Below are 12,877 nucleotides of genomic sequence, written 5' to 3'. Positions count from 1 at the left end.
CCACGCTGACGAACCCGGCTACGGCCGGGTTCTTTCTTTCAGGGCGACGGTGAAAGGGGCAGCACCACCCGGAAGCAGCTCCCCTTGCCCGGTGTACTGCTCACGTCGAGGCGCCCACCGTGCCGGTGCACGATGCGGTAGGCCGACGACAGCCCCAGGCCGCGCCCCTGCCCCACCGGGCGGGTGGTGAAGAAGGGCTCGAAGATGCGCCCCCGGGTGGCTTCGTCCATGCCGCATCCGTCGTCCTCCACCTCCACCACCAGGCTCTCGTCCTGACGCCAGGCGCGCACCACGATCGTGCCCTGATCGCTCCCCAGGGCCTTTGCGGCGTTGTCGAGCAGGGCCTTCAAGGCCTCCCCCAGCAGGGTCGGATTCACCGCCATCTCGGGCAGGGTCGCGTAGCTCCGCACTACCTCCTGGCCGGGCTGGCGTGTACCGGCTGTCGCCTGGATCGCCTCATTGAGCATCTGTGCCGGGGCGATCTGGCGGGTCTCGGTGGGGCCGGCGCTGGCAAAGTCCTGCAGGGCATGGACGATATCGGACACCTGCCCCAGCCCCCGGTTGGATTCGGCCACCAGGGTCGGCAGATCCTCGCGGATGAAGTCCAGATCGGTGCCATCCCGTGCCGCGGTCCAGGCGTCGGCATTCCGCCCGCCCGCCGCCAGGCGGTCGGCCGTATCCACCAGGGCCAGCAGGCGCTCCGCATACTCGCGCAAGGTCCCCAGATTGGAGGCCACGTAGCCCAGGGGCGTGTTGATTTCGTGGGCGACGCCGGCCGCCAGCTGGCCCACGGCGGCCAGCTTGTCGGCCTCCAGCAGGCGGTCCCGGGTCTCCTGCAGGGAGTCCAGGGTGTGGCGCAGGGTCTGGTTGGCGGTGGTCAGTTCGGCGGTCCGCTCCGCCACCCGCTGCTCCAGGCTGACATTGATCCGGGCCAGCTCGCTGTTGCGCTCGGCCACCAGACCGAGCAGGTTGCGCACCGCCGCGATCAGCGCCGTGTTGCCCGGATCGCTGCTGTAGCCGGCGGCCGCCTCGAAGGCCTCGGCCGGCGTGCTCCCGGCCGCCACTGCGCGCAGCTGGCGGGCCATGTTCTGGTCGGTATCGAGGATGTGAAAGGTCAGCCAGCTGGAGACGAAGCGATACAGGACGGGCACCGCCCGGGTCGGGTCTGCGGTGTGGCGCATTTCCTCCACCTGGGCCACAAAGTCGGCGTGGCTCTGGCGGTGGCTGCGGAGATGGCGCTCATCGAGACCGACACGGACCATCAACGCTTCTTCAGCGGTGAAGTGATGGAGCGCATAGCTGCCAAGGCCGTCGAGCACATGGGACAGCTCGGCCGGCTGGATCTCGCTGCCGGTAGCCGCCCGCTGGGCCAGGGCATTCACCAGGTCCACCAGCTTGTGGTGCTGGGCATCGACCTCGCCAAAGCCGGTTTCGAAATAGTCGGCCCACTGGAAGGGGGCGATCCGCGCGCCGCCGCTCATGGGTTCTCGTCCCCACCGCGGGCAAGCTGCTTGCCGATGGCCTTGAACAGATCGTGGAGGGCCTGCCCCAGCCCGGCCAGCAGATCGGCCAGTTTTTCCGGGGCGCGCTCCGTCCGGGCGGCCTGACACACTGCGTCGGCCAGACTGCTCACCCGGATCGCCCCCACGTTGCCGGCCGATCCCTTGAGTGCATGGGCCAAGCGGGCGATCTCTGCAATGTCACCGGCAGCCAGGCAGGCCATCAAGCGCTCGGCCACGTCCCCGTGGGTATCGACAAAGATCCCCAGCAGGCGCAGGTAGGTGGGCCACTTGCCCCGGACGATGCGCAGGCCGCGCTCCACGTCGAGATCGTCGGACGTGCCGCCGTCAGCGCCCTCGGCGGCCACCGCCGGCCCGGACTGAGGCCTCGCCGGCCCGGGCCTTGCCCCGGGCCGCCACTTCAGGAGCATCTGACACAGGGCCTCGGGCTCCACCGGCTTGGCGAGGAAGTCATTCATGCCGGCCGCCATGCAGGCGTCCTGGTTCTCGTCAAAGGCATTGGCGGTCATGGCAACGATGGGGATGTGCGCATAGCCGTCGAGGTGGCGGATGCGGCGGGTGGCCTCAAGGCCATCCATGACCGGCATCTGCATGTCCATCAGGATCACCGCATAGACATTGAGGCGGGCCAGTTCGACGGCCTCCGCGCCATTGGCGGCGCGGTCGATGATCAGGCCGAGGTCGCCGAGCATTTCCACCGCGACTTCCTGGTTGAGGAGGTTGTCCTCGACCAGCAGGACCCGCGCGCCCTGCAGGCTGAGGGTCGCATCCATCAGGGTCTCCGCCGGCACCTCCGAGGCGCTCAGGGGCAGGGTCATCCCCGGGCGCTTGGTCAGGCGGGCGGTGAACCAGAAGGTGCTGCCCCGGCCGGGTGCGCTGTCCACGCCCGCCTCGCCGCCCATCAGGCCGGCCAGATGGCGGGTCAGCGCCAGCCCCAGGCCGGTACCGCCGTAGCGGCGGGTGGTGGAGGCATCGGCCTGCTCGAAGGACTGGAACAGGCGGGGCTGATGCTCGGGGGCAATGCCGATGCCGGTATCGATCACCTCGAAACGCGCCAGCAGATCAAGCTCGCCCTCCTCCAGCACCCGGGCCTGCAGGCTCACGCAGCCCTGCTCGGTGAACTTCACCGCGTTGCTCAGGTAGTTCAGCAGGGCCTGGCGCAGGCGGGTCACATCGCCCCGCAGCACCGGCGGCAGGCCATCGGTGTCGGAGTGGAACTCCAGGTGCTTGGCGGCCAGCCGCTCGTGGATCAGGGAGTGGGCCTGGTTGAAGAGCACGCCCGGGGCGAAATCGATGGACTCCAGGGTCAGCTTGCCCGCCTCGATCTTGGAGATGTCGAGGATGTCGTTGATGATCGACAGCAGGTGGCTGCCGGCATTGCGGATCTTGTTGAGACGGTCCTGCTGGGCGGGCTGCAAGGGGCTGCGCTCAAGCAGGCGGGCCAGCCCGAGGATGGCATTCATCGGCGTCCGGATCTCGTGGCTCATGTTGGCCAGGAAGGCGGTCTTGGCCTGGCTGGCCGACTCGGCCTTCTTCCGCGCCTCGGCCAGCTGGGCCGTACGCTCGGCCACCAGATCCTCCAGATGCTGGTGGTAGAGATCAAGCTGGGCATCGAGCTTGCGGGTCTCGGTGACATCGAAGAAGGTTGCCAGCAGGCTGTCATCCACCAGGGCGCCTGACACCATCAGGGTGCGCACCTCGTCCGTGCGGCAGGTGATGCGGTACTCGAAGGGCTCCACCGAACGCTGGTTGGCACTGGCCTCGCGCAGGGCCGCCCCCCAGGTGGCCTGGGCCCAGCGCCGGTAATCCGGGTCGGGGTAGGCCAAGCGCCACCAGGTTTCCATGTCGGGCACATCGGCCAGGGTGTAGCCGAGGGTCTCGGTGAAACTGCGGTTGATGTCCAGCACCACGCCATTCGCCCCAACCAGCGCCAGGGGCATCGGCGCCACCTCGAAAAGCTGGCGGAAGCGGGCTTCGCTCTGGCGCAGGGCCGACTCTTCCCGATGGCGGGTGATGGCGATGGCCGCCACGTCGGTGGCCAGGGCAATCTGCTCCAGGTGGTCCTCCCCCGGCCGCGAGATCACCGCCGGATACAGGGCAAAGGTGCCCAGCACGCTTCCGTCGCGGCTGAAGATGGGGGTGGACCAGCAGGCCTTCAGCCCGAAATCCGCGGCGACCCCGGCATACGCTGCCCACAGGGGGTCGCGGGAGATGTCCTCGACGATCACCGGCGCACGCCGCCAGGCAGCCGTTCCGCAGGAGCCTGCCGCCTCGCCGATGCTCACCCCGTCCACCCACTGGTTGTAGGCTTCGGGCAGGCTGGGCGCCGACCCGTGGCGCAGGTGCTCGCCATCCGGGTCGAGGAGCAGGACGGAGGCCCGCACCCCGCTGAGCTGGGCTTCCACCCCGCACACCAGGGTATCCAGGGTATCCGCCAGGCTGGCCCCGGAAGCCACCATTTCCAGCACCTGGCGCTGGGTGGTGAGGGCCACCTCGACACGCCGACGTGCCGTGACATCGGTCCAGGCCCCGACGATTTCCAGGTCGCCCGTACTGCCGGGCACGCCATCCCGTTCGAGCCGCAGCTCGTCGCGCACCCACACGTAGTCGCCATCCTTGCGGGCAAAGCGGTACTCGTGGGAGATCTGCCGGAGCCGGGGCAGACGCCGCGACATGGCCACAACCCGGTCCCGGTCGTCCGGATGGATGTGGGCCTCCCACCAGCCCGGGGCCAGAACCTCGGCGGTGGTGTAGCCGAAAATGCGCAGGATGTTGTCCCCGACCATCACCGACACCGTCTGGCCGTCGACGATCCGCAGGGAATACAGGATGGTCGGGCTGGCCTCGACCAGATGGCGCAGCTTCAGCTCCGCGGAGCGCTGCATGCGCTGGGCCTCGTCCCGGGCAATGCGGTCACGCAGGGCACGGATGCCGAAGGACAGATCACCGCTGAGATCGGTGAGCAGGCGGATCTCCTCCTCATCGAAGGCCTCGACCTCCTCTGCGTACACCGACAGGGCTCCCAGGCAACCGCCCCCGGCGGTCAGCAACGGCAGGGCGCAGGACGAACGATAGCCACGCTGCACGGCCTGCTCCCGCCAGGGATGGAAGCCGGGATCGGCGAGCAGGTTGCGGCACATCACCGGGCGTCGCTCGCGAATCGCCGTGCCGGTCGGGCCCCGCCCCGCCTCGTTGTCGCCCCAGGACAGCGTCAGGGTCTCGAAGTAGCCGGCATTGATCCCCGCGTCGGCCATCGGCGTCACCGTCTTGTCCGCGTCGTCCCGGGCGTAGCCGATCCAGGCCATGCGGTAGCCCCCGTACTCCACCATCAGGCGGCAGATGTCCTGCAGCAGCGCCTGCTCGTCCGTGGCCCGGGCCAGGGCCTGGTTGCATTCGGAGACCGTGCGCAGGGCCCGGTTGGCCCGCCGCAGGCTGAGCTCGGCGCGCTTGCTGTCGGTGATGTCGCTCCAGATCGCGGCCAGGTACTGGCGCCCCTCCCGCAGGGTGATGCCCCGGGCGCGCACCCGCACGTCGCGCACTACGCCGCTGGCATGGCGATGACGGGTCTCGATGGTCAGCCCTTCCGGGCTCAACATCTGCCCCACATACCGGGCCATCAGCTCCGGGCTCAGCTCACAGTCGATGGCTGCGACCGTCAGCTCGGCAAACTCAGCCCGGCTGTAACCCAGGTTGCGGTGGGCCGCATCATTGAACTCGACAAAGCGGCCGCTCTGGGCGTCCACCAGGGCAATCGAGTCCGGCGCCTGCCCCACGATGCTCGCAAAGATCTCCTCCCGCTCGCGCAGCGCCTCCTGGGCACGCCGGGTGTCGGTGATGTCCCGGGCCACCCCGAGCACCCCCACCAGCTTCCCGTCGGCGTCGTACATCGGCGTCTTGAGGGTCTCCACCCACTCCCGGTGGCCATCCTCGGCAAACACCAGCTCCTCCTCGTTTCGCACCGGGTGCCCGGCGTGAATGGCAGCCAGATCGTTGCGACGGAAGAAATCCGCCAGGTCCCAGGGCACGAAGTCGTAATCGCTGCGACCGACGATATCCGCCTCCCGGGCACCGAAGAAGCGCTCGAACCGGGGGTTGCAGGCCAGGTAGATGCCGTCCGGGTCCTTCAGCCACACCAGGTCGGGCAGCGCCCGCACCAGCGCCTTCAGGAAAGCGCGCTCCTGCTCCAGGCTGCGGACAGCCCCCTCGCCCTCGCCGACGGGTGGGCTGACAGCCGGAGCCGGCGCGGCGTGCAAGGTCGGATCCTCAGCAGGGGAAGCGGGCGGGAGGGTCATTCAAGAAGCCTTTCAGGTCCCATGGGAGGGTTGCATACCATGTACCGGAAGCACAAGGCGGAAGGTGCTGCCCTCCCCAACCCGGCTCTCCAGCTCGATACGCCCGCCATGTTTGCGCATGATGCCGTAGCTGATCGACAGACCCAGCCCCGTGCCCTTGCCCACCGGCTTGGTGGTGAAGAAGGCATCAAAGATACGCTGGTGGTTTTCCGGTGGAATGCCGCAGCCGGTATCGCTGAGCTCGACCACCACCGTGTCGCCGTCCAGGCGCGTGCGCACGGTGATGCGCCCTCCCCCGGTGATCGCGTGGGCGGCGTTGGCCAGCAGGTTGAGGAAGACCTGGTTGAGCTGGGAGGGCTGGCACCACACCTCGGGCAGCTCACCATACTCCCGCAGCACCTCGGCCCGGTGCTTGATCTCGTTGCGCAGGATGTTGATGGTGGAATCGAGCCCACGATGCAGGTCGGCGTAGGCCCACTGCTCGCTGCCCAGGTGGGAGAAGTCCTTCAGATCGGCGACGATGCGCTGGACCCGCAGGATGCCGTCCTGGGTTTCGGCAAGCAGCGCCGGAATGTCCTCGCGCAGGTAGTCGAACTCCACCTCGGCCAGCCTTTCGCGCACAGCCGCCAGGGCCGGCCCCCCGTCCATCCCGGTGGTCGCCGTGCGAAAGGCATCCACCAGCTCCACCAGCGTGGCGGCGTAGCCCTGCAGGCTGCCCACATTGGATTTGACGAAGCCCAGCGGAGTGTTGATCTCGTGGGCCACGCCCGCGGCAAGCTGGCCGATGGAGGCCATCTTCTCGCTCTGTACGAGCTGCACCTGGGTCTCCTCGAGTTCGGCATTGAGGCGCTGGGTCTCGGCCAGTTGTGCCTGCAGCGCCGCCTCGGCCTCATGCCGGGCATGCACGTTGCGGTGGGTGCCCACCATGCGCAGCGGCTTGCCGTCCGGCGTCCATTCGATCACCTTCCCCCGGGAGGCGATCCAGTGGTATTCGTCATCGGCGGCACGCATGCGGAACTCACAGCGGTACAGGGGGATTTCACCGCTGAACACCGGCTCGAGGGCGCGGATCAGGCGCGGCCAGTCGTCGGGATGCACCAGCCCGCGAAAACTCTCGAAGCGGCGCGGGAAGGCGTCTTCCTCGTATCCGAGCATGCTGTAGAAACGGGGCCCCTGGAACACCTCGTTGCTGACCACATCCCAATCCCATACGGCATCGCCGCCGCCCTCAAGGGCAAACTGCCAGCGTGCCTCCGCCAGCTTCAGGCGGGCTTCGGCCCGGGCCCGCTCGGTCACGTCGCGGACGATGCCCAGCGCCTCCCAACGGCCAGCCATGCGATAGGCGGTCACCGACACCTCGACCTCGATCACCCCGCCATCCTTGCGCACCGCCGGCAAGCGGATGATCGAACCGAAGGTACGCCCCTGTCCGGTCTGCGGCCAGCTGCCCGGCGCCGCCGCAAAACGCGCCTGCTCCGATGGCCCCGCCAGGAGGGTGTGCAGATTGCGCCCCAGCACTTCACTGGCGGTCCAGCCGAAGATGCGCTCGGCGGTGGGGTTCCATTGCTGGATGCGCCCCCGGTGGTCCATCGTGATGATGGCCTCCATGGCCGCGCCGGTAATGGCCCGCAGCCGGTTCTCGTTTTCCTTCAGGGCATGGTGCAGGCGGACCCGCTCGGTGTCGTCATGCAGCAGCAGGATCAGGCCGCCCTCCTCGTCCCGGTGCAGGTCGGCGGCGTAGGTGCGCTCACCATCGGGTGCCTCGAGGGTCAGACAGAAGGGCCCGTCGGCCTCCCGGAGCAGCTCGGCCAGGCCTTGCAGGCGCGGGCTGGTGCCCAGCGCAGCAGCACTCGCCGGAAGGCGCTCGTCCATGTCGAGGGCCCGTGCCGCCGCCCGGTTCCAGTCCAGGATGCGGCGGTCCGACCCGAGCAGGAAGAGCGGATCACGGATCAATGAGGCCGCCTCCCGGGCCTGGAGGCGGCCACGAATCCGCGTGGGAGAGCTGGACTTGGTCATGGGGTGGGCGGGACGGACCGGTGAACGGGCAGACGTTGCCGCGAGGCTCGATATCGGAAGGGACTACGGCCCTCCATCGACGAACTTTAGCTGCGGGCCACACTGCCGTTATGCCTGAAGTACTGCCGAGGAGTCCGCCGTGCCCCCCTTCACCCGTCGCCACGAAGTGGTGACAGCAATCGACCCTTCCCAGCTGCAGCCCGGGCTGTTCATCCGCCTGCCGTCGGGCTGGATGGCCCATCCCTTCCTGTTCAACCAGTTCCGCATCCACGACCAGGCCCAGGTGGACATCCTGCGCGGGCTCGGCCTGAAGAGCATCCTGTATCTGCCGGAGCGCAGTTCGGCCCAACCCCTCCCACGCAGCGCATCTCCCACGGCCTCCTCACCGGCCACACCTGCCCGGCCGAGTACCGAACAGCTGGCCGCGCTGGCGGAAAAGCGCCTGCAGGCCGAGCGGGTGGCACACCAGCGCAAGCTCATCGCCCGGTGTGAAAAGCACTACCAGAGCGCCGCTCAGCAGATCCGCGACGTGATGCGCAACCTCTTCGCCGCTTCGGAACGTTCGGTGGTGGGTGCCCGCGAACTGGTGGACGAGGTGGTCGGCGCCTTTGCCGACGATGCCGGCATGATCCTCCACCTGATGGGTGAAAAGGTCGCGGACGACAACGCCTACTTCCACGCCCTCAACGTGATGATCCTGTCGCTGATGCTGGGGCGCTCGGCGGGGCTGTCACCGGATGAACTGCGCCTGCTGGGCGAGGGCGCCCTGTTCCACGACATCGGCAAGGCCCGGGTGCCCGACGCGGTGCTGCGCAACCCCCAGCGCAACCGCCACGAAGAGGAGTTCTTCCGCCTGCATACCGTATACGGCGCCGAGATGGCCCGGGACCTGGGAGTTCTGCCCCCGGCGGTGATCGACATCATCCTGAGCCACCACGAGACCGTGGACGGCAAGGGCTATCCGAACCACCTGGGCGAGGCCCGCCTGTCCAGGGCGGCACGCATCGTCGCCATCACCAACCGCTACGACAACCTGTGCAACCCGCTGCAGCACGACAAGGCGGTGACTCCGGCGGAAGCCATGACCCTGATGTTCAAGAGCGAACACATGCACTGGGACGCCGACCTGCTGCAACGCTTCGTGCGCCTGCTCGGCATCTATCCGCCGGGGTCCATGGTGCAGCTGTCCAACGGCAACCTGGGGCTGGTGGTGGCGGTGGATCACACGCGCCTGCTGCGCCCCACGGTGATGATCTTCGACCCGGCCGTGCCACGCAGCGAGGCGCTGATCGTCGATCTCGCCAGCGAGCCCGACGTGAAGGTGGACGCCGTGGTGCGCCCCGCCGAGGCCGACCCCGCGGCCCTCGAATACCTGGCACCGCGACGGCGCCTGAGCTACTTCCACGGTCAGCCGGAATAGGCACCGGCGCGCCGCTCACTCGCTGCGCGGGGCCCCGCGGCTCCATGCCACCAACCCGGCGGCAATGTCGTGGAGCGGCAGCACGCTGTCCACCGCCCCCCGCTGGATGGCCTCCTTGGGCATGCCGAAGACCACGCAGGTCTCCTCGGCCTCGGCAATGGTGGTGGCGCCGGCATCGTGCATCTCCCTGAGGCCCAGGGCTCCGTCGTCGCCCATGCCGGTCATGATGATGCCCAGGGCGCGTGCCCCGGCCGTTCGGGCCACCGAGCGGAACAGCACATCCACCGAGGGCTTGTGGCGATTGATGAGGGGCCCGTCCACCACCCCCACATGGTAGCCGCCCCCATCCCGGGCCAGCTGCAGGTGGCGCCCCCCGGGGGCGATCAGCGCCAGGCCAGGCTCGACCCGATCCCCCGGGCGCGCCTCGCGCACCCGGATGCGCGCCAGGCCGTCGAGGCGCCGGGCAAACATGTCGGTGAAGCCCGCCGGCATGTGCTGCACCACGACGATGCCCGGCACCGCCTCGGGCAGGCTGGTCAGCACCGCCTCCAGGGCCTGGGTGCCGCCGGTGGAGGTGCCGATGGCCACCACCCGGGTCCGGTCGCTCGTGGCGGCCAGCCGCGGCCCGGCGGGCAGATCATCGAGGGTCAGCTTGGGACGCGGCGGCGGGGGCACCCCCTGGCGCAGGCGTGCCCCCGCGGCAGCACGCACGGCGGCCACCAGGCTCTCGCTCTCGTCCTGCAAAAACTGCCGGACCCCCACCTTGGGCTTGGCCACCAGACTCACCGCACCGGCCGCCAGGGCATCGAAGCTGGCCTTGGCGCCCCGGTCCACCAGGGACGAGCAGATCACTACCGGGGTCGGACGCTTGGCCATCAGCTTGCGCAGGAAGGTCAGCCCATCCATGCGCGGCATCTCGATGTCGAGGACGATCACGTCCGGCCATTCCTTGCGCATCTTGTCGATGGCAAAGAGCGGGTCCGAGGCAGTGGCCAGCACCTGCATGTCGGTCTGCGCGGCGATGGCCTCGCTGGCCACCTGGCGCACGATGGCCGAGTCGTCCACGATCATCACGCGGATGGGCTTGCGGGCGATCAAAGTCTGCCCTCCAGGGGGCGGTGGGCCATCCAGACATGGCCGGTCCACAGATCGAAGATCAGCTTGCGGTGGCCCTGGCCGCCGCAGTGGGTCACCGTGGGGTGATAGCCGTGGCGGGCCAGCAGTTCATGGGCGCGGTCCACGTTGCGGCTGGCGATGTCCATCACCCGGGGCGCCGCGCCATCGCGGGCGAGCATGTTGCCGCCCCCGAAGACCTTCACCTGGTACTCCGCCGGCCGGCTCGCCGCACGGGCCACGGCCTGGTCGAACAGGGTCAGGGCCTCGTCGGCGTAGCGCCCGTCCAGGGGGGCATCCATGACGCGGCCGCGCCCCGGCAGCATGTAGTGGCACATGCCGCCGATCAGGCGCCTCGGGTGCCACAGGGTGATGGAGATGCACGACCCGAGCAGAGTGGACAGGCGCGTGCGTCCCCCCCCGAAATGAAAGTCGCCCGGTTGCAGGAACACCTCGTGGATGTCGTCGGCCAGCTCGATCATGGCTTGCGGTAGATGGTCGCCCGCACCGGTTCCAGGCCCTGCTGGATGCCGTTGAGGGTCTCCGAGTGACCGATGATCAGGTGCCCGCCCGACTTGAGGCGGGGCAGCAGGTTGGCCACGACCTTGCGCTTGGTGTCCATGTCGAAATAGATCATCACGTTACGCAGGAAGATTACCTCGAAGTCGCCGATCCCGGCATCCACCGGCAGGGTCAGGTTCACCTGCTGGAAATGTGTGCGACGCTTGAGCTCCGGCGTGATGAGGAAACTGCCGCTTTGGGCGCGCACCCCCTTCAAACAATACTTGACCAGGTAGGCCGGGGGAATGCCCTCGTTGCGGTCGAGGGGGTAATGCCCTGCCTCGGCCTTGGCCAGCACCTGGGTGCTGATGTCCGAACCGACCACCTCCCAGGGGGCGTTGGGCAGGGTCTCGGCGAGCAGCATGGCCAGGGTATACACCTCCTCGCCGGTGGAACAGGCGGCGCTCCACACCCGGAAGGGCGCCGGACTGCGCCGCGGGCGGATGATCTCGTCGCGGAGAAACTCGAAGTGGCGCGGCTCGCGGAAGAAGTAGGTCTCGTTGGTGGTGAGCAGATCCACCATCACCTGCAGCTCCTCCGGGTGCTGGCCGGTGGCGAGCATGCGGTAATACTGGGAAAAGGTGGGAAGCCCGTAGTGCTTGAGGCGCTTGGCGAGGCGGCCGACCAGCAGCACCTTCTTGGCATCCGACAGGCTGATGCCGGCGATCTTGTAGATCAGGCGCTGGAACAGGGCGAATTCCTGGTCGGTGATGGCGGCACCCGACGGGTGCCCGGCGGCGGGGCCGTTCATGGGCAGGCTCAAAACAGTTCTACGTTGTCGTCCGCCGCCTGGGGCTTGACGAGGGTCGCCGCATAGGCGCGCTCCTCGCGGGCAATGACCTCTGCGGTGGCGTGGGAGGTGACGATGCGCTTGCACCAGGCATCGCCATTGGAGGGCAGGAACAGCAGCTTGCGCGACCACGGGCCGAGAAAGTCGGAGGCCACCACGGGGATGCCCTCCCGCTGCAGCCAGTCGCGGGCGAAGCGAGCGTTGCGCTGGCCGATGGCCAGGGATTGCCCGGCGGTCTCGATGATGGTGCCACCGCCGAAGGCCTTGGCCTGGATGCGCGGCTTCTTCGCCCCCTGGGCGAGCAGGGCGTTGAGCAGGGCCTCCATGGCGTAATCGCCGGCCAGCAAGGCATCCACCTCGCTGTGGGCGCTGCGCTGCAGATTGGGCAGCATGAAATGGTTGAGGCCGCCCACCCGGGCCTGGGCATCGTACAGGCACACCGCGACGCAGGAGCCGAGCAGGGTGGACAGGGGCCGCTCCCGCTCCACGGCCCAGGCGCCCGGGGCCACGTTGCGGGACAAGCGCTCGATCTCCCGGGCCGGCAGGCTGGCGTAGTCCATGATGGCCTGCGGCTGCCCGCGCTCAGTCCTGAGCCACGGCGCCGGCCTGGCTGTCGGCGACGGACTCGGTCGCCAGCTGCGACAGGGAGGCGATCTCATCCACCGACAGCACCTTGGCCACCTCGAGGATGATCACGAACCTGCCATTCACCTTGCCCATGCCGCGGATGAAGTCGGCCCGGATGCGGGCCCCGAAAGACGGCGGCGGCTCGATCTCGGAGGCCGGGATCTCCAGCACCTCCGACACGGCATCGACCACCACGCCCACGTCCTGGCGCTCGTCGTTCTCGGACAGCTCGATGATGACGATGCAGGTGCGCCGGGAGATCTCCGAGCGTTTGCCGCCGAAGCGGCTGGCCAGGTCGATCACCGGCACTACCGCCCCGCGCAGGTTGATCACCCCGCGGATGAAGGGCGGCACCATGGGGATCTCGGTGACGGTGCCGTACTCGATGATCTCCTTGATGTTGAGGATGCCGACGGCAAACATCTCGCCGCCGAGCTGGAAGGTGAGGTACTGGGCGGGGCTGGCCTCCACCACCTGCGCCTTGGCGCCAGGGGTGGCTGGAGTGCCCGCCGCGGTGGGCAGCGTGGACATGGTCGGG

The 12,877-nt window shown here is 68.6% G+C and carries 9 protein-coding genes; 1 reads left to right on the top strand and 8 read right to left on the bottom strand.

The features are described 5' to 3' along the window. Positions 1-38: 38 nt before the first annotated feature. From L6Q67_RS14485 to L6Q67_RS14475, 3 genes are read right to left on the bottom strand one after another with little or no spacing between them, the layout of a single operon-like run. On the bottom strand, positions 39-1,481 hold the full coding sequence (locus L6Q67_RS14485; protein WP_296570660.1) for a bacteriohemerythrin: 1,443 nt from the start codon (positions 1,479-1,481) through the stop codon (positions 39-41). After that, positions 1,478-5,773, bottom strand: coding sequence for a PAS domain S-box protein (locus tag L6Q67_RS14480; protein WP_296570657.1), 4,296 nt, complete (start codon positions 5,771-5,773; stop codon positions 1,478-1,480). Before L6Q67_RS14480 ends, L6Q67_RS14485 begins: the two co-directional genes overlap by 4 nt. A 51-nt stretch (positions 5,774-5,824) precedes the next feature. Continuing rightward, positions 5,825-7,828 (bottom strand): PAS domain S-box protein, encoded by a 2,004-nt coding sequence (locus tag L6Q67_RS14475; RefSeq protein WP_296570654.1) that lies wholly within the window; start codon positions 7,826-7,828, stop codon positions 5,825-5,827. A 139-nt stretch (positions 7,829-7,967) separates the two neighbouring features. On the opposite strand from L6Q67_RS14475, the gene L6Q67_RS14470 reads away from it, so the two are divergent. Continuing rightward, a complete protein-coding gene (locus tag L6Q67_RS14470; RefSeq protein ID WP_296570652.1) occupies positions 7,968-9,248 on the top strand; it encodes a DUF3391 domain-containing protein in 1,281 nt (426 codons plus the stop codon). A 15-nt stretch (positions 9,249-9,263) separates the two neighbouring features. Here the strand turns inward: L6Q67_RS14470 and L6Q67_RS14465 are convergent, their stop codons facing one another. The 5 genes from L6Q67_RS14465 to L6Q67_RS14445 are packed head-to-tail and all read right to left on the bottom strand — an operon-like array spanning position 9,264 to position 12,870. Further along, positions 9,264-10,343 carry a chemotaxis response regulator protein-glutamate methylesterase gene (locus L6Q67_RS14465; protein ID WP_296570765.1) on the bottom strand — a complete coding sequence of 360 codons (1,080 nt, stop codon included), beginning with the start codon at positions 10,341-10,343 and terminating at the stop codon, positions 9,264-9,266. Continuing rightward, positions 10,343-10,843: a chemotaxis protein CheD gene (locus L6Q67_RS14460; RefSeq protein WP_296570649.1), complete on the bottom strand. Its 501-nt coding sequence runs from the start codon at positions 10,841-10,843 to the stop codon at positions 10,343-10,345. Before L6Q67_RS14460 ends, L6Q67_RS14465 begins: the two co-directional genes overlap by 1 nt. After that, entirely contained in the window at positions 10,840-11,673 is an 834-nt protein-coding gene (locus tag L6Q67_RS14455) for a protein-glutamate O-methyltransferase CheR (protein WP_296570646.1), read from the bottom strand. The genes L6Q67_RS14460 and L6Q67_RS14455 overlap by 4 nt, the downstream gene beginning before the upstream one ends. An 8-nt stretch (positions 11,674-11,681) precedes the next feature. After that, a complete protein-coding gene (locus L6Q67_RS14450; protein ID WP_296570643.1) occupies positions 11,682-12,272 on the bottom strand; it encodes a chemotaxis protein CheD in 591 nt (196 codons plus the stop codon). A gap of 22 nt (positions 12,273-12,294) precedes the next feature. Continuing rightward, entirely contained in the window at positions 12,295-12,870 is a 576-nt protein-coding gene (locus L6Q67_RS14445) for a chemotaxis protein CheW (protein WP_296570641.1), read from the bottom strand. Between the last annotated feature and the right edge of the window lie 7 nt (positions 12,871-12,877).

The organism is Zoogloea sp., assembly GCF_023150065.1.
Classification (GTDB): Bacteria; Pseudomonadota; Gammaproteobacteria; order Burkholderiales; family Rhodocyclaceae; genus Zoogloea.
This window is presented reverse-complemented; position numbering and strand designations above follow the sequence as displayed.

Excerpts from the sequence above, each read along its gene's own strand:
- L6Q67_RS14475 (WP_296570654.1), bottom strand. The coding sequence starts at position 7,828 with ATGACCAAGTCCAGCTCTCCCACGCGGATTCGTGGCCGCCTCCAGGCC.
- L6Q67_RS14485 (WP_296570660.1), bottom strand. The coding sequence starts at position 1,481 with ATGAGCGGCGGCGCGCGGATCGCCCCCTTCCAGTGGGCCGACTATTTC.
- L6Q67_RS14460 (WP_296570649.1), bottom strand. The coding sequence starts at position 10,843 with ATGATCGAGCTGGCCGACGACATCCACGAGGTGTTCCTGCAACCGGGC.
- L6Q67_RS14455 (WP_296570646.1), bottom strand. The coding sequence starts at position 11,673 with ATGAACGGCCCCGCCGCCGGGCACCCGTCGGGTGCCGCCATCACCGAC.
- L6Q67_RS14450 (WP_296570643.1), bottom strand. The coding sequence starts at position 12,272 with ATGGACTACGCCAGCCTGCCGGCCCGGGAGATCGAGCGCTTGTCCCGC.
- L6Q67_RS14445 (WP_296570641.1), bottom strand. The coding sequence starts at position 12,870 with ATGTCCACGCTGCCCACCGCGGCGGGCACTCCAGCCACCCCTGGCGCC.